12 protein-coding genes are annotated in these 17,253 nt (G+C 64.9%); 7 read left to right on the forward strand and 5 right to left on the reverse strand.

Annotated elements, in window-relative coordinates:
• The first annotated feature begins 62 nt into the window (after positions 1-62).
• On the forward strand, positions 63-1,556 hold the full coding sequence (locus A8G18_RS09530) for an amino acid permease (RefSeq protein WP_064063683.1): 1,494 nt from the start codon (positions 63-65) through the stop codon (positions 1,554-1,556).
• A 133-nt stretch (positions 1,557-1,689) separates the two neighbouring features.
• On the opposite strand, the gene A8G18_RS09535 is transcribed toward A8G18_RS09530, so the two are convergent.
• Together A8G18_RS09535 and A8G18_RS09540 are read right to left on the reverse strand one after the other, a co-directional pair.
• Positions 1,690-4,032, reverse strand: a complete 2,343-nt coding sequence (locus A8G18_RS09535; protein ID WP_064063684.1) for an arylsulfatase — start codon at positions 4,030-4,032, stop codon at positions 1,690-1,692.
• 54 nt (positions 4,033-4,086) lie between these two features.
• A complete protein-coding gene (locus tag A8G18_RS09540; protein WP_064063685.1) occupies positions 4,087-5,583 on the reverse strand; it encodes an MFS transporter in 1,497 nt (498 codons plus the stop codon).
• A gap of 311 nt (positions 5,584-5,894) precedes the next feature.
• Here A8G18_RS09540 and A8G18_RS09545 point away from each other — a divergent pair, with 311 nt between their 5' ends.
• On the forward strand, positions 5,895-6,605 hold the full coding sequence (locus A8G18_RS09545) for a TetR/AcrR family transcriptional regulator (RefSeq protein ID WP_064063686.1): 711 nt from the start codon (positions 5,895-5,897) through the stop codon (positions 6,603-6,605).
• A gap of 34 nt (positions 6,606-6,639) precedes the next feature.
• Positions 6,640-7,491 (forward strand): TauD/TfdA dioxygenase family protein, encoded by an 852-nt coding sequence (locus A8G18_RS09550; RefSeq protein WP_425337696.1) that lies wholly within the window; start codon positions 6,640-6,642, stop codon positions 7,489-7,491.
• 73 nt (positions 7,492-7,564) lie between these two features.
• Here the strand turns inward: A8G18_RS09550 and A8G18_RS09555 are convergent, their stop codons facing one another.
• On the reverse strand, positions 7,565-8,470 hold the full coding sequence (locus A8G18_RS09555; RefSeq protein ID WP_172506157.1) for a formylglycine-generating enzyme family protein: 906 nt from the start codon (positions 8,468-8,470) through the stop codon (positions 7,565-7,567).
• A gap of 338 nt (positions 8,471-8,808) precedes the next feature.
• On the opposite strand from A8G18_RS09555, the gene A8G18_RS09560 reads away from it, so the two are divergent.
• The 4 genes from A8G18_RS09560 (at position 8,809) to A8G18_RS09575 (ending at position 15,308) form a co-directional block, all read left to right on the forward strand.
• Positions 8,809-11,424 (forward strand): AMP-binding protein, encoded by a 2,616-nt coding sequence (locus tag A8G18_RS09560; RefSeq protein WP_425337694.1) that lies wholly within the window; start codon positions 8,809-8,811, stop codon positions 11,422-11,424.
• A 163-nt stretch (positions 11,425-11,587) separates the two neighbouring features.
• Positions 11,588-12,628, forward strand: a complete 1,041-nt coding sequence (locus A8G18_RS09565; protein ID WP_064063689.1) for an iron ABC transporter substrate-binding protein — start codon at positions 11,588-11,590, stop codon at positions 12,626-12,628.
• A gap of 83 nt (positions 12,629-12,711) precedes the next feature.
• Positions 12,712-14,214 (forward strand): ABC transporter permease, encoded by a 1,503-nt coding sequence (locus A8G18_RS09570; protein ID WP_037222918.1) that lies wholly within the window; start codon positions 12,712-12,714, stop codon positions 14,212-14,214.
• Entirely contained in the window at positions 14,211-15,308 is a 1,098-nt protein-coding gene (locus A8G18_RS09575) for an ABC transporter ATP-binding protein (protein WP_064063691.1), read from the forward strand. Before A8G18_RS09570 ends, A8G18_RS09575 begins: the two co-directional genes overlap by 4 nt.
• 45 nt (positions 15,309-15,353) lie before the next feature.
• Here A8G18_RS09575 and A8G18_RS09580 read toward each other — a convergent pair whose 3' ends face one another.
• On the reverse strand, positions 15,354-16,253 hold the full coding sequence (locus A8G18_RS09580; RefSeq protein ID WP_064063692.1) for an alpha/beta fold hydrolase: 900 nt from the start codon (positions 16,251-16,253) through the stop codon (positions 15,354-15,356).
• Between the two features lie 408 nt (positions 16,254-16,661).
• Positions 16,662-17,222 (reverse strand): TetR/AcrR family transcriptional regulator, encoded by a 561-nt coding sequence (locus tag A8G18_RS09585; RefSeq protein ID WP_016933505.1) that lies wholly within the window; start codon positions 17,220-17,222, stop codon positions 16,662-16,664.
• Between the last annotated feature and the right edge of the window lie 31 nt (positions 17,223-17,253).

Genomic DNA, 17,253 nt, shown 5'->3' on the forward strand with positions numbered 1-17,253 from the left:
CCGATTCATCGGCCGATAGGTCCGATACCCTCGGTCACGCTTTGAAGAGACGTCATCTCACCATGTTGTCGATGGGCGGGGTGATCGGGGCGGGATTCTTCGTCGGCATCAGCGCCATCATCGGCCAAGCGGGCCCCGGGGCCATCTTCACCTGCCTGATCTGTGGACTCATCGTCTTCCTGGTCATGCGGATGCTCGGTGAGATGGCCGTCGCCAAGCCGTGCACCGGGTCGTTCACCGAATACGCCCGCGACGCCATGGGTAATTGGGCGGGCTTCGCAACGGGCTGGCTGTTCTGGTACTTCTGGGTGGTCGTTGTCGGAATCGAGGCGGTGGTCGGAGCCACCTTGCTCGGTCGCTGGTTCCCCGGCGTTCCGTTGTGGCTGATGGCGGCCGGCCTACTGTTGCTGATGACCGTGGTGAACCTGTTGTCGGTCGGCAACTTCGGTGAGGCGGAGTACTGGTTCGCCGGGATCAAGGTCGCGGTCATCATCGCCTTCCTCGTCCTGGCCGGCCTCTACGTGTCGGGTATCTGGCCGGGAGCCGATCTGTCCTTCGAGAATCTGACTGCCCACGGCGGTTTCCTGCCGAACGGTTTCACTCCTGTCCTCGTCGGTGTCGTCGCCGTCATCTTCTCGATGACGGGAGCAGAGCTGGTGACGATCGCCGCAGCCGAATCGAAGGAACCTGCCGCGGCGATCCGCCGCGCTACCAGCACGGTGGTGTTCCGGATCCTGGCGTTCTTCGTCGGCGCCACATTCTTGCTCGTCACCATGCTGCCGTGGGACAGCTACGTCGTCGGAGAATCCCCGTTCGTCTCCGCCCTCGATGTACTGGGTGTCCCCGGCGCAGCCGAAATACTCAACTTCGTCGTTCTCGTCGCCGTGCTCTCCTGCTTGAACTCCGGGCTCTACACGGCCTCGCGAATGTTGTTCGTACTCGGCGCCCACGGTGACGCTCCTGCCTGGATGACATCCGTCAATTCCCGCGGCGTGCCACTGAAGGGGGTGCTGTCGTGCACCTTCATCGGCTATATATGTATCGCTGCCGCCTACCTCTGGCCCGAGACGATCTTCCTGTATCTGGTCACCTCGTCGGGCGCGATCTGCCTGTTCGTCTACATCCTGATCTGCCTGTCCGAGCTGGTATTACGCCGCCGGTGGGAACGCACATCTCCGGAGATCCTGCAGTTCCGGGTGTGGCTCTATCCCGTCCTGCCCATCGTGGTCACCGTCGCCATCGCTGCGATCCTCGTGGGAATGTGGTTTACCGGTGCCCGTCCGGAACTGGTGCAGTCGCTGATCGCGTTCGCCGTGATCATCGCTGCATATCATCTCAAGACCAGGTACCGGCGTCGACGGGATTCTGCACGAGATCCCTCACCCGGAGAAGCCTCCTGGGCCCGCGCGATGCATGTCGCCCCGACGCTCCGAGACCCGCGAACACACCCCATCAGGGCCCGATTCGAAGCCGATTCCGGAGAAGAATCTTCCGGCCCTGATCGTGAATCCTCGGAGTACGAGCTCGACATGCCACCGAACAACATCGTGAAGTGACTCGCCGGCAACCCATTTCCGAAACAGGTCGGTCATCCCGCACAGACACATTCGAACCACCCGGGCAGCGCGGCCCGGGAAGTCCCTCGACGGACTTCCCGGGCCGCGGTCGACAGCGATCATCGACCTCCGGTCAGTGGGTTGCCAGCGCTATCCGCCGCTGCTCGTCCACCGGGACTCCCCCACCCGAACCGAATTCGATTCTGACGTGATGCACAGTGCCGGAGAATGCGAAACGGTCTCGGCGAGCGATCTCCTCGGCCACCGGGCTACCGCGATCGATACCGATATCGAGCTGTTCGTTCATCGAGAAGATCGCCCGCGCAGTGCGTTCGACGCGCCCATCGGCAACGGCGGCACCGTCGACCAGCAGTGTCACTCGGCCACCCTTACCGATGCCTCCACCGTCGTACTCGAAATGCACCGACACCTCGCGCACGTCTTCCGAGAGTGCCGGTCCTCGAACAAAAGTGTGCTCTTTTCCGTTGAAGTTGTAGCAGAACACCGGCCGCGACTCGAGCACATAGAACCCGAATCCGCCGAAACGCCCCCCGATACCGACCAGCATTCCTTCGCACGATGACCCCCGAGTGTCGATCCGGGCGGTCAGCGAGAAAGAACGGTTGAAGAACGAGGGTGCAGCCTTCTCGACCAGTCCCTGCATGTGCGGATACAGCGTCACGGTGCGTCGGCCCGCGAACGGGTGCGGCGGCCGGGAGCTCGGATCCGATCCTCGGCCGACGGTGCGGTCGTCGAGCGGAAGCACCCGATATCGGGCGGCTTCGGTGAGAAAGAGCTGTTTCAAGCGCTCGAGGGCGTCCGGATGTTCGTCCGCCAGATCGCGGGCCTGGGACCAATCGGTGGTGGTGTCGTACAACTCCCAGCGGTCCTCGTCGAGGCCGGGCAGTTCGAGACCGTAGGTCGCCATGTGCCAGGGCGCGCGGTGTGCCGTCACCGCCGTCCACCCCTCGTGATAGATACCTCTGTTACCGAAGATCTCGAAGTACTGGGTGACGTGACGTTCCTCGGCCGCCGGGTCGTCGAACGTGTAGTTCATCGCGACACCTTCCATGGGCATCTGGGCGACACCGTCGACCGTGTGCGGCGCCGGAACGCTCGCCGCCTCGAGGATGGTCGGGGTGATATCGACGCAATGGTGCCATTGATGGCGCAGGCCACCTGTGGCGGCAATGCCGGCAGGCCAGTGCACGATCAGCCCGTTACGGGTGCCGCCGTAATGTGAAGCGACCTGCTTGGCCCACTGATAGGGGGTGTCGAGTGCAAGAGCCCACGAAGCCGGGTAATGCGGGTAGCTGGTGGGTGTGCCGAGTTCGTCGAACCGGTCGAGCACGTCCCGCGTAGTGCTCCGGTAGCCGTTCAATTCCGCCAGATAGTTGAACGAACCTTCCAGGCCTCCTTCCGCGGAGGCTCCGTTGTCGCCGAGCATGTACAGGATGAGCGTGTTGTCCAGCGCCCCGGTCTCCTGCAGTCGGTCGACGAGGCGGCCGACCTGATCATCGGTATGTTCGAGGAAGGCCGCGTACAGTTCCATCAAGCGCGCAGACGCCTTCTTCGCGTCGTCGTCCAGTGAGTCCCAGTGGGGAAGTCCCGGGGCCCACGGCGCGAGGACGGTGTCCTCGGGCACGACACCCAGGCGCTTCTGACGTTCCAGGGTGATCTCACGTTGCCGGTCCCAGCCGTGATCGAACTCGTGCCGGTACTTGTCGAGATATTCGTCCGGTACCTGCAGCGGTGCATGACAGGCACCGAACGGCAGATAACAGAACCAGGGCTTGTTCTCGTCGACGGCGTTCACACCCTCGATCCAGGCCAGAGCGCGATCCACCAGATCTTCGGAGAGGTGGTAACCCTCTTCCGGTGTTCTCGGCGGTGCGACCACCGTGAAGTCCTCGTACAACACCGGGTTGAACTGATCCGATTCGGCGCCGAGGAATCCGTAGAACTTGTCGAATCCCTCACGGCAAGGCCATCTGTCGAACGGTCCGGCCGGAGTCATCTCCCAGGTCGGAGTCTGGTGCATCTTGCCGAACGCTCCCGTGGTGTACCCGTTTCCCTGCAGGATGCGCGCCACGGTGGCAGCCGAGGCGGGACGTGTTCCGTTGTATCCGGGTGCCGCGCCCGCCATCTCGGAGATGACGCCCATTCCGACCGAGTGGTGGTTACGCCCGGTCAGCGTCGCGGCGCGGGTCGGTGAGCACAACGCGGTGGTGTGGAATCGGGTGTACTTCAAGCCGTCTTCGGCGAGCCGTTCGGCGGTCGGCGTGCGGCAGGGGCCACCGAACGCGGACGCTGCGCCGAATCCGACGTCGTCGATCATCACGAGAAGCACGTTCGGTGCGCCTGCGGGAGGACGGACGGGTTCGTCCCGGCGGAACGGGCGGGTTTGACTGCGGTAGTCGACGGCGGCCGAAGGCTGAGGGCTCGAAGTCACGATCGGCAAGGCATGGCGATCCATCGAGATGCTCCTGACTGGACGTGGTGGGTGCGGGGCAGAGGGCGTCGACGGGGGTCAGACGTGTTCGCGGGGGGCCGTCGATGTCGCGGGCGCGGGCGCGGGCGTGGCAAGTCCACCCTGAGCAGGTGCACGTCCGTGTTTCATCACCAGCGCGATGACGATGCCCACCGCGCCGACCACAGCAGCAGCACCGAATCCCTGCACGAAAGCCGAGTCGGCATAGAGCACGGCCTTACCGCCGGGGCGTGCACCGGCCACATGGTTCGCCATGATCACACCGGTGACGGTCACGGCGACCGCCGATGTCAGCTGCATACCCACTCCGGCGATCGTGGTGCCCACCCCGCTCTGCTCGGCCGGCAACGAGTCCTGAACCAGGTTCGCGTTGGAGGAGTGCAGGAAACCGACCGCGAATCCGGCTGCCGCGCTGATGGTGATCGCTTCGGCCAGAGTCTGGGGAAGACGGGATCCGAGGAACATCACGAAGATGAACAGGGCGGCAGCGACGATCAGCACCTGTCGCGGGCCGAACTTCTTCGCGCAGAACCCGCCGAGGGGTCCGGCGACCATCGCGCCGATGCCCAGCGCACAGGTCCACAGCGCGTAGGCCGTGGCACTCAGCCCCGCCCCGTACGAGATGCCCGGGACACCACCCGGCGTCTGCAACAGGATCGGCATCATGAACGCGTGTGCGTTCATCATGTAACCGACACACGCCACGGCGAGAACGGTGGGACCGAACCGGCGCCCGAACAGGATGGCGAAATCGATGAGGGGATGCTCGGTGGTGCGCTGTCGCACGACGAACAGTGCCAACATCACCGAACCGATCACCAGTAGCGCCACTGTCCGGCCGGTCGACCATCCCCACGCCGACCCCTTGGTGATGCCGAGCAGCAACACACCGACACCCGGACCGAGAAGCAGGGTCCCGAGATAGTCGACGGGCCGGTCGGCGCGCACGGGGCTCTCCGGAACCACCAGGGCGTACAGCGGGATCAACGCGGCCACGTAGACGGCGAGGAACCAGAACACCGATCGGAATCCGAAACCGTCGATCAGCCACCCCGCGATGAACGGTCCGGCCACCGCCGACATGCCGATGCCCGTGGCCACGACACCGAGCGCGATCGGAACGAACTCGCGCGGCATGATGTCGCGCACGAGACTGTAGGACAGCGCGACGATACCGACCAGGGCTCCCTGGGCCGCTCGGCCGACCAACATCATCTCGAAGGAGGTCGACGCGGCGCTGATGACGCTGCCCACGATGAACACGACGGCGAGAAAGAGAATGACACGCTTCTTGCCGAGTTTGTCCGAGGCCTTGCCGATCATCGGCATCAGTGTGGCGCCGGCGAGGGTGACGATGGACATCGTCCATGCCACGTTCAACGTGTTGAAGGACGACGCGATATGGGGCAGAGCCGGATACACCATGAGGATCTCGAAGGTGGCGATCTCCGAGAACAGGATGATGACGGCGAGCAGGGCGAACAACCGTCGTTTCGAGGTGCCGGTCGTGGGGGGTGTCGGAACGCGCACAGGCATGATCCTTAGATCGAGTCGGCAGGGCCGAGGAGGGTGGAATTGGTCGCGGGGCGCCGGCGGCTCGGGGGCGGCGCGACATGCAGACGTCGGCTCGTTCCACGGAGCTCGACCCGACGTGACGCTAATCACGAAAGTTCGCCTCACCGTCCTTCGGTCCCGCTGAGTGAGACCTGTGATGCACCCCGGCGAGCCGAGCCGCCGCGACAGATCATGGCCGACCCGACACAGCACGAAAAAAGGTTTCCTGCAGTGATTTCCCCGATTTAAGACAGTGTCTTGACGTGGCGGGTGTGTCGACATAACGTGTTCGCATGTCGCCATCGGCCGATTCCCGCCAGTCGCTCCTCGAAGCTGCCGAACGCCTGTACGCCGTACACGGCATCGAGGGAGTGTCCATGCGCGACATCGCCACGACTGCAGGGCACCGGAACAACTCTGCCGTGCAGTATCACTTCGGAAACCGAGAAGGGTTGCTGCGAGAAATCTTTCGGTTCCGAATGACCACCATCAACGCGGTTCGCCGGCAGCATCTCGACGACATCGACCGTGCCGGTCTGGGCAACGACGTACGCGCCCTGGTCGAAGCGGAACTGCGCCCGCTGACCGAGTTCCTCGCCTCCACCCCCGAAGGCAGCCACTATGCCCGCTTCATCGCACGTGTATCACCGAGCGTCGACTTCGCCGCCCCCGATTTCGCCGGCCTCCGGGACGCCAACTCGGAGATCATCGGCCGCCTCATCCGCGCTCTGACGCATCTCCCGGCCCGTGTCGCCACGACACGCATCGATCTGATGTTCAACATGGCGGTGTCGGCACTCGCTCTGTACGAGCAGCGTCGCGCCGAATTCATATCCGTGCGAGCAGACTTCGACGAGACCGTCGATCACCTGATCGACATGACCGTCGCCGCCCTGCTCGCAGACGCCACCCACCGGCATCCCGGACACAACGCAACCGGTGATCGCCCGAACCCACCCGACAGGAGCTCCGGTGTCCCCCACGATTTCCTCACGCACAGTTGAAATAGGCTCGCACAAAATCGAATTCGGACCACGCCTGCTACGTCGCACGGCGGGGGAGCACGAGACCGCTCCGTACACGACGGTGCAGCTGGAACCTGTCACCCCGTACATCGGTGCGGTGGTGTCCGGAATAGATCTGCGCAGCCCGGAAACCGAACAGATCGACGAGTTGCGCAGAGCCCTGCTGGAGTGGAAGGTGCTGTTCTTCCGGAATCAGCACATCACCGCAGAACAGCACCGCGATTTCGCTCGCCACTGGGGAGAACTCGAGGTGCATCCGCTGCTTCCCCAGGGGGAGGTTCCGGAAGTGGTGCATTTCGAACGCAGCCAGGACAATCCGGGTACGGAGAACATCTGGCATGTGGATGTCACCTGGCAGAAACGACCTCCGCTCGGCTCCGTTCTGCGGGCGCTGGAAGTTCCGCCGGCCGGTGGCGACACGCTGTGGGCGGACATGGGAAATGCCTACGACTGTCTCCCGGACGAGATCAAAGAACGGATCGACGGACTCGAAGCAGTACACGATTTCGTTCCGTCGTTCGGCCGCAGCATGACTCCGGAGCGACTCGAACAGATGAAGGAACAGTACCCTCCGGTACGGCACCCCATCGTACGGACGCACCCCGAGACCGGACGTAAGACCCTGTTCGTCAACAGTCTGTTCACCACCCACATTCCCGACATCGATCCGGTCGAAGGCGACCGACTGCTCCAGCAGTTGTTCGATCAGGCCAAGGTTCCCGACTTCCAGTGCCGGTTCCGCTGGGCACCCGACTCGATTGCCTTCTGGGACAACCGAGCCACCCAACACTACGCCGCCAGCGACTATTTCCCTCACCGACGAGTCATGGAACGAGTCTCGATCGAAGGCGACATCCCGTTCTGAGCCCTCTCGGCCGGTGCCGCGGAGCCGTGAAGCTCCCGGCACGGGCCGACGGCAGTGCACGGCGACCAGAGCATCATGGACGGATGACGCAACGGAATCCGATGTGACACGTGGACGTCTCCACACTTTCTCCCTGACGCGCAGCCGGGCGATAGCGCAAGCAGTAGTTGGGCGCACACAGATGCGATCCACCCTTGATGACCCGGCGAGGATAACGCTCGTCCCCATCCGACGTCGTTACGCGCGGATTCGACGGAATACAACACGCACGTGCCGATTCGAGGTCACGGCCATCCGCACCGTGGCGCGCGAAGAAGAAGTCCTCGGTCCACTCCCAGACGTTGCCGGCCATGTCCGAGAGCCCGTAACCATTGGGTCCGTACGCTCCCACCGGGGAGGTGCCCACAAATCCGTCCTCCGCGGTGTTCTCCCACGGGAAACGTCCCTGCCACGTGTTCGCACGATAGCGGCCGCGAGGCGTGAATTCGTCCCCCCAGACGAAACGGGCCCGGTCCAGACCGCCCCGCGCCGCATACTCCCACTCCGCTTCCGAGGGCAGTTCTTTACCCGCCCACTGTGCATAGGTCCGGGCGTCGAAGTACGACACATGCGTCACGGGATGACGTTCGCGCCCGGCCAGGTCGCTGCCAGGCCCCTCCGGGTGGCGCCATGAGGCTCCGGGTGTCCACGTCCACCACCTGTGATAGTCATCGAGCGGCACCGGCCCGGACGGGGCGGTGAACACCAGCGAACCCGGCACGAGCAAATGCGGATCGGCGTCGGGATAGTCCTCGGCCCGAGGTGATGTTTCCGCGGTCGTCACGTATCCGGTTGCCTTCACGAACCGTCGGAACTCAGCGACGGTCACCGGATGGGTGTCGATGAAGAATCCGTCGACACGCACCTGATGGACCGGCCGCTCCTCGGGATAGAACTCCTCCGAGCCCATCCAGAACGTGCCGCCGGAGATCCAGGTCATGTTCTTCGGGGGGATACGCACCGACGTCGGAGACCTCATATCGGAAGCTTGTCATCCTGGCATATCTTGCTCGGAGGTCGTCCCACTGGCCGGATAGCCGACCGACCCGGCACCGGCCGGACGATCAGCGCGTCAAGGCTGTGTCGGCCACCGCGTCGAAGGTCCGCACGTGGCGGTGAACGCTGGTGGATTGTCCCAGCTCGCGCCACCTGTCATCTCGGATGACCGCCGCGTCCAGGAGAACGGTGTCCCTGGCCGTGACCAGGAGAGACGTTCACCGTGGAGAACTTCCCCCACTACCCTCGGCTGTTAGGTTCGCCATACCTTAGACTTTTTCGGTGTTCAGCTCCCCCATACTCGACGAGCGTCCCGGCGTGCGCTTCGTACGTCGGCTGCAAGACTTCGGCGACACCCCTGCCTTGATCACGTCGGAGCGGACGGTCACCTACAGCGAACTGGCCGCGCAGGTCCGGCACGAAACGTCCCGGCTCGGCGAGACCCGCCGCCTGGTGCTGCTCGCAGGTGCCAACGAGATCGACGTGATCATCGTCTACCTCGCGGCTCTGCTCGCCGGACATCCGGTGTTGCTGGCGCCGGGCGACAACCCCGTCGCTCTCGAAGGTCTGATCGACGTGTACCGACCCGACGTGGTGGTGCGCAGCATCGACGGGACCGTGGCTGTCGAGGAACGGGGTGACGGTTCCTCACATGTGCTGCACCCCGACCTGGCGCTGCTGTTGAGCACCTCCGGCTCGACCGGTTCCCCGAAACTCGTCCGCCTGTCGCATCGCAACGTGCAGTCCAATGCCGAGTCGATCGCGGACTACCTCGGCATCCGCGGAACCGACCGTGCGGTGACGACATTGCCGATGCATTACTGCTACGGCTTGTCGGTGATCCACAGCCATCTGCTGCGCGGCGCTGCAGTGGTGCTCACGACCCGCTCGGTCACCGACCCGGCGTTCTGGGAGCTGTTCCGGGCACACGGGGGCACCAGCTTCGCCGGCGTGCCCTACACCTTCGATCTGCTCGACCGGTTCGGATTCGACGAACTGGATCTGCCCGACCTGCGCTACATCACGCAGGCCGGCGGGCGACTGTCACCGGATCGTGTCCGCGCCTATGCGCAACTGGGTCGTGAGCGGGGCTGGGACTTCTTCGTCATGTACGGACAGACGGAGGCAACCGCACGGATGGCGTACCTGCCTCCGGAACTCGCCACCGACCATCCGCAGTCGATCGGACGGGCTGTACCCGGGGGCTCCTTCCGCCTCGAGGCGGTACCGGATGCTCCGGACGGCACCGGTGAACTGATCTATACGGGGCCGAACGTGATGCTCGGCTACGCGCACACTCCCGAGGATCTGGGTCTCGGGGACATCCTGGAGGGCGAACTACGAACCGGAGACCTTGCGCGGCAGATCGACGGCGGATTGTACGAGGTGGTGGGCCGGCGCAGCCGATTCGTCAAGCTCTTCGGGCTGCGGCTCGACCTGCAACAGATCGAGTCGACTCTCGCACAGGAGGGCCTGACGGCCTGCTGCGTCGGTGGTACGGACGAAATGATCGTGGCGGTCGAAGGCGCGAGCGATGTCGACGCGGTCCGGTCCGCGAGCGCACGGGCCTGCGGTCTTCCCGTCGCCGCGGTGCGGGTGTGCCTCGTCGACGAACTTCCACGGACCAGCACGGGCAAACCCGACCTTCGGGCGGTGGCCGGGCTGGTCCACGACGCAGCACCCGTTCCGGTGACGACAACGACCACCGTCGCGGACACGGACGCCCTGCGGGCCCTGTATGCCGAGGTGTTGCGCAGTACGCAGGTCACCGACGACAGCTCGTTCGTGAGCCTCGGCGGCGATTCCCTGTCCTATGTGCAGATGTCCCTCCGACTCGAGCGGATGCTCGGCTGTCTTCCCGAGAACTGGCACACCACCGCGATCAAGGATTTCGTACCCGCACCCCGACGACGATGGTGGCGGACGGTCGAGACCAACGTGCTGCTCCGCGCCGTCGCGATCGTGCTCATCGTGGGATCACACATTCGGCTGTTCGGGGCGCTCGGCGGCGCGCATGTGCTCCTCGGGGTCGCCGGCTACAACTTCGCCCGCTTCCATCTCGCCACTCCCCGGACCGAACGGGTACGCCATGTCCTGGGCAGCGTGGCCCGAATCGCCGTCCCCAGCATGCTGTGGCTCGCTGCCGTGATCGCACTGACCGGCGACTATCTCGTGACCAGCGCCTTCTTGCTCAACGGCATTCTCGGACCCGACGGGTGGACGCCGGAATGGCGGTACTGGTTCATCGAAGCGATCGTCTACATCCTGCTCGTCGTCATCGCGGTGTTGTCCATCCCGCTCGTCGATCGCATCGAGCGCAAACACTCGTTCTGGTTCGCCATCGGATTGGTGGGCGTGGGTCTGCTCCCCCGCTACGGCATCGTCGAGCTCGGCGACGGCAACAATCTCATCCTGAGCGCCTCGATGGTCTTCTGGCTGTTCGCCCTGGGTTGGGCCGCCGCCACGGCGACGACCGTGTGGCACCGCGCGGGCGTCACCGCGGTGATCGCAGCCACTGTGCCCGGATACTTCTCCGGCGACCTCCAGCGAGAGCTCCTCGTCATAGGTGGGCTGTGCCTGCTGGTGTGGCTCGACTCCGTTCCCTGCCCACCTGCACTGAGCAGGATCGCAGGGGTGCTGGCAAGCGCATCTCTCTACATCTACCTGACGCACTTCCAGGTGTACCTACCGTTGCGAGAAGACCATCCTTGGCTGGCCTTCGCTCTGTCGATCCTCGTCGGCATTCTCTTCTGGCAAGGAGTAACGGCCGTCCTCTCCCTGCGCCGACGGCTCGGCATCCCGCGATCGAGAGGCGACCGGGATCCGATCGTCTCCACCGATAGTTCGTCTCGCACTTCCGCAACCGAGGCACACACAGCCGCCGGCAGCCGGTCGTAGTAAGGCTCGGACTCCGGGAGCGTTACCAGCGAGAGCCGGTGCTACCGAGTCGGTCCGGATCGCGAATCCGGTTCCGATTATTAGGCTTGCCAATCCTTCGAGTAGCATCGTTTTCCTGACCACGGGTGGGAGATTTCCCGCTGCACAAGAGGACGGACACACTATGAGGATTCGGACCGGACTGATATCGGGAGTGGCTCTGGCCACCGCCGCGGTGCTGACACTGTCGGCGTGCTCGGAGTCCGGTTCGGGTGGCGGAGCCGATTCGGACACCGCCGACCAGATCACCGTGTACAACGCCCAACACGAGTCACTGACCCAGGAATGGGCCGACGCCTTCACCGCCGAGACCGGCATCGAGGTAGAACTACGCAACGGCAACGACACCGAACTCGGCAACCTCCTCGTCGCCGAAGGTGACCAGTCGCCGGCCGACGTCTTCCTCACCGAGAACTCCCCGGCGATGACGCTGGTGGAGAACGCCGGACTCTTCGCCGACGTCGACCAGGACGTCCTCGACCAGGTCCCGAGCCAGTACCGGCCGTCGAGCGGCAAGTGGACCGGCATCGCGGCCCGCTCCACCGTCTTCGCATACAACAAGGACAGCCTGCCCCAGGACCAGCTTCCCGGGTCGCTGCTCGACCTGCAGGACCCTGCCTGGAAGGACCGATGGGCCGCGTCGCCGTCGGGCGCCGACTTCCAGGCCATCATCAGTGCGCTGCTCGAGCTGAAGGGTGAGGACGCCACCCGCCAGTGGCTGGCCGGGATGAAGGAGAATGTGCGCACCTACCAGGGGAACAACACGGTGATGAAGGCCGTCAACGCCGGGGAGATCCCGGGCGGCGTGATCTACCACTACTACTGGTTCGGAGATCAGTCCAGGACCGGTGAGAACAGCAACAACGTCGCGCTGCACTACTTCAAGAACGAGGATCCGGGCGCGTTCGTGAGCGTCTCGGGCGGCGGCGTCCTGAAATCGAGCACCCAGCAGGACGCAGCGCAGCGGTTCCTGAAGTTCGTCACCGGGAAACAAGGCCAGGAGGTTCTGCAGACCGGGACGTCCTTCGAGTACTCGGTCGGCAGCGATGTGCCGGCGAATCCGGAACTGGTGCCGCTCGCCGATCTGCAGGCCCCGAAGGTCGACCCCGCGAAGCTCAACAGCCCGCAGGTCACCGAACTCATGACGGAAGCCGGCCTGCTCTGAAACTCGCACCGATCGGCCGCACGCGGTCGGGCGACTCGGACACTCCCCGTCGCCCGGCCGCTCGGCCGCGCCCGCCGCTCCCCCTGGCGGTTGCCGCACTGATCGTGGTGGCCGCGTCACTCATCCCACTCGGCTACATCGTCGTGCAGAGCATCGACACGGGCTGGGATACCGCATCCGCGCTGCTGTTCCGCCCCCGCGTCCGCGAACTGCTGACGAACACCGTGCAATTGGTCGTCGTCACGGTGCCCCTCTGCATCGTCGTCGGTGTCCTCGCCGCCTGGCTCGTCGAGCGCACCCGGGTACCGGGAGCGAAGGTGTGGGCGGTGCTCCTCGCGGCACCGCTCGCCGTGCCGGCGTTCGTCAACAGCTATTCGTGGGTGACGCTGATTCCCTCCCTCGGCGGACTGCACGGCGGCGTTCTCATCGCCACCCTCTCCTACTTCCCGCTCGTCTACATTCCGACCGCCGCGACGCTACGTCGGCTCGATCCCGCCGTCGAGGAATCGGCGCGAGCCCTCGGCGTCGGCCCGTGGGCTGTGTTCTTCCGCGTCGTCGTCCCGCAACTGCGCCTTGCCATCGCCGGCGGAGCACTGTTGGTCGCACTGCACCTGCTCGCCGAATACGGCGCGTTCGTCTTCATCCGATTCAACACGTTCACCACGGCGATCTTCGAGCAGTACCAATCGACCTTCAACGGAACCGCAGCGACCATGCTCGCCGGCGTTCTGGTCCTGCTCTGCCTGTCCCTGCTGATCATCGAAGCGGTCGTCCGCGGCAGCGCCCGGTACGCCCGTCTCGGTCCAGGAGCTGCCCGCCGAGCCGTGCCTGCCGAGCTCGGCCCGTGGTACTCACCGATCGCACTGCTGTTCCTCGGGGTTCTGATCGCGTTGTCGGTCGGTGTCCCCGTCGGCAGTGTCCTGCGATGGCTCATCATCGGTGGCGGCGACGTCTGGGAATGGAACGCCCTGGCCGCCGCGCTGGCGCAGACCCTCGGGTTCGGCATCGTCGGCGCCGTGGTGACCTGTGTACTCGCGTTCCCTATCGCCTGGATCTCGATCCGCCACCGGGGTCGGTTCAGCCGCATCCTCGAGGGCGGCACCTACATTTCCAGTTCGCTGCCCGGCATCGTCGTGGCACTGGCGTTCGTCACGGTCACCATCCGTTATCTCCCTCCGCTCTATCAGAGCGTGACCGTGGTGATCGCCGCCTACGCGCTACTGTTCCTGCCACGCGCACTGGTCAATCTGCGGGCGGGACTCGCCCAGGCCCCTGTCGGGCTCGAGGAGGCCGCCCAGTCGCTCGGCCTGTCCCCACTCTCGGCGTTCTTCCGGGTGACCTTGCGGCTGGCGGCCCCGGCCATGGCCGCCGGTGGCGCGCTGGTGTTCCTGGGTATCGTCAACGAACTGACCGCCACCTTGCTGCTGGCTCCGACCGGTACCCGCACTCTCTCCATGCAGTTCTGGTCCCTGAGCAGCGAGATCGACTACGCCGGCGCCGCACCGTATGCACTGCTCATGATCGTGCTGTCGCTGCCCATGACCTACCTGCTTTTCTCTCAGTCGAAGAAGGTGGCGGGACTATGACCTACGCCCTCGAAGTGGCCGCACTCGACAAGTCCTTCGGCGCCACGCCGGTCCTGCGGCACGTCGGGTTCTCCGTGAAGGCGGGCTCGACCACGGCGATCGTGGGCCCGTCCGGCTGCGGCAAAACCACCCTGCTCCGCCTGATCGCGGGTTTCGAGAAACCGGATTCCGGCACCATCGCCCTGGCCGGCCGGATCGTCGCAGGCGGTGGTTGGACGCCCGCGCACCGGCGTTCGGTGGGCTACGTCGCCCAGGACGGTGCGCTGTTTCCGCACGCCACCGTGGGAGCGAACGTCGGTTTCGGCCTTCCCCGCCGGGCCCGCACCTCAGCGAAGATCACCGAACTGCTCGAGATGGTCTCCCTCGACGCCTCGTACGCGTCCCGACGACCCGATCAGCTGTCGGGCGGGCAGCAGCAACGAGTGGCCCTCGCGCGGGCACTGGCGCGCGAACCGGAACTGATGCTGCTCGACGAACCGTTCTCCGCGCTGGACGCCGGCCTGCGGGCGAGCACTCGCAGGATCGTCGCCGACGTTCTCGCCAAGGCCGGGATCACCACCATCCTGGTGACCCACGATCAATCCGAGGCGCTGTCCTTCGCCGACCGGGTCGCAGTGATGAATGCAGGTCGGCTCGCCCAGATCGGCACCCCCCGCGAGATCTATTCCGCCCCCATCGACGTCACCACCGCACAGTTCATCGGTGACGCCGTCGTCCTGCCGGCTCGCATCGACGGCGGAACGGCACGCTGCGCGCTCGGCGAGATCCCGGTGTCCGCGAACGGTGTCCACGGACGCGCCCAGGTCATGGTGCGGCCCGAGCAGATCGAGCTCACCCTGGATGGCGCCGATGTGTCCGGGATGGTCGTCGATGTCGAGTATCTCGGATCGGAGATGCTCATCGGTATCCGCCTCGACGCCCCCGACGGCGCGGTCCCCGAACGCGTCACCGTGCGCCGCTTCGGTGTCACCACCCTCGATCCGGGCGACCGCGTCGGCATCCGAGTACTCGGCACCGGCGTGGCATACCCGGTTCGGTCTCTCGAGTCGGCGCCGGTCACCGGAGAATGGCAGCCTCCCGGCCTACAGCCCTGACGACATTCGAGCGCTCCTGTCGGCGACCTCCAGGTCGTACCTGCTTCAAGACCGTGCGGTGACGACGCGGTCGTCGAGAAACTCCTTCAATCCGTCACTGAAAACGTCATTGTCGTCACCAGCGACCATGTGGCCGGCGCCCGTGACGTCGATCAGCGTGGCGGTCGGGATCAGGTCGAGCAGTTCCTTCGCACCTTCCTCGCTGACCACATTCGATTGCCGGCCCCGAACAAGCATGGTGGGCACCGTGATCGCCGCCGCAGCCTCTCGAGCGCGTTCGTACCGCATGAGGGAATCGGTTTGACGAGTGGGCTCGTCACCGTGGCGAAGAAACGCCGGATCCCAATGCCAGAACCAGCGGCCGTCGCGCAAGCGCAGGTTCTTGCGCAACCCCTGCGGATTGGACGTGCGAGCACGGTTCGGGGTGTACGCCGCGATCGCTGCGGCAGCCTCGTCCAGGCTGGCGAATCCTTCGAGGCCACTGCGCATGAACGCCGCGATCTCGGCGATGCCCTCGGTTTCGACTTTCGGCGCGATATCGACCAGGACCACCCCGCGAGCGAGGTCGGGATTCTCGCCCTGCCCGATCAACGACGTCATACCGCCCATCGACGCCCCGACCAGTACCGGCTTCTCCCCCAGCTCGCCGATGATCGCCGTCAGATCGGCGACCAGAGCATCGATGCCGTAGTCCCCGTCCGGTGCCCATCGACTGTCCCCGTGGCCACGGGCGTCCACAGCGATGGCAGACCAGCCGTCCGTCGCCAGCCTTCGGCCGGTATTTCGCCAGGAGTGCCGGGTCTGCCCGCCACCGTGCAGCAACAACACCACACCCTTGCGGTCGATACCCGATCCGTTGTCGCTCACAGTGGGTGGGTCCCACCGATCCGCGGCAAGTACGACACCGTGGCCGCGAAATTCACACCGGGTGGCAATCGGATCCATGAGTCCCTCACCAACATTGTCGAGTCGAGTATTCACATCGATGGTGCACTACGCGGTAAACGGCGATTCACCCGCACCGGTCTACTCACCACCGAGCTCCGATCACGTCGTGGAACCATTCTCTCGGCGGCAGCGCCACAACAGAATTCGGACACGGGCTCTCGCCCTGGATGCCACCATCCGCGCGGTCGATTCACCGACGACACCGGCGAAGCTCGTCCGCACACGGTAATGACGACTACAAGCGTTGCTCCACTGCATCATCCGTCGTTCACGAGATCGGGTCACCCCATCCGATCGAAGCGAACAGAGTCGCACCGGGATCGGCTCCATCGGATCGATCGTTGCACTCCGCACTACCAGCCGGGGACTGCAGAGTTTGCGCAAAGTGTAGACGCAGAACAACTTTCAGAATGCCGACAGTCCGGAAATCGCAAAGTTGAGAAAAGCCTCGAAGGTCTTGTCGGGGTCCGCGGCACCGCCCTGCTCGTTCAGCGCACCGGTCGTCTCACCGAGGATGAAACCGGCCAGGAGAGCAAAGAGGGTCTTGCGGGCGTAGACCTGTTCTTCCTCATCGACACCGGCGTTGGCGAGAACCCGGTCGAGCGCTCTCCAGAGGAGGTGATCGCTTCCGGTCACCTCCGGATGCGACAGCGCGTAGAGCCACAGAGACGGATGCCGGCGCGCACTGGTGCGACACGCATAGCCGAGCGCCCGGAGCTGCTCTGTCCACGGGGCCTCGTCATCGTCGGGCACATCCAGTTGGAGGGCAACCAAGGCGCACACCCGCCGGAGAAGGGCGGTCTTGTTGTCGACGTGGTGGTAGAGCGACATCGGGTTGACGTCGAGTTCGACCGCCAGCTTGCGCATGGACAGTCCCTCCACCCCGATCGCATCGATGAGGCGCAGAGCTGTCGAATAGATCTCTTCCGGGGTCAAGGGTGCACCCCGATGCGCGCTGGCGGCCATACGCCGTATGCTAGCGATCGCCATACAGTGT

This window comes from Rhodococcus gordoniae, assembly GCF_001646655.1.
Taxonomy (GTDB): Bacteria; Actinomycetota; Actinomycetes; order Mycobacteriales; family Mycobacteriaceae; genus Rhodococcus; species Rhodococcus gordoniae.